This is a genomic window from Acinetobacter sp. CFCC 11171, assembly GCF_003268405.1.
GTDB lineage: Bacteria > Pseudomonadota > Gammaproteobacteria > Pseudomonadales > Moraxellaceae > Acinetobacter > Acinetobacter amyesii.
In genome coordinates, this window is record NZ_LQXP01000115.1 from 1 (window position 1) to 429 (window position 429).

Here is a 429-nt window from a genome sequence, read left to right on the forward strand (position 1 = left end):
TTTTTAAGGAATGGCAAAAAAAGAGCCCACTTTTTGCAGCGAGCTTAAGTTTGGACTTAAGTGGCTTAAAAAAAGAGTATGACGTTCGACCATTCATGATGCAAGTAATGAAACCGACTATGATTTTATTACTCGCTTACTACGCAGTGAAGGCATTCATTGGTTGGTTGATGAAGCTCAATCTTTTGTAACATCGTCTGCGGCACCCATCGCAGCCCAAAAGCTACGTTTGATTGATGATAATAGTCAATATCAAGCTTTGGAGCGACGTAATATCCGTTTTCATCGCAGTAGTGCGACTGAAAAAAATGACAGTATGACCAGTTTTATCGGTCAGCGCAGTCTGCAACCGACGTCGGTACATGTGCAGCGGTGGCAAGCGGATGTGCTTGAACAGGACGAGGGTGGTGGTGCAGTACAAAGCAAGCA

The 429-nt window shown here is 44.1% G+C and carries 1 pseudogene; it reads left to right on the top strand.

Annotated features, from left to right (window positions below):
* Positions 1-429: pseudogene (locus AVJ20_RS18110) on the top strand (contractile injection system protein, VgrG/Pvc8 family); the annotation flags it as partial.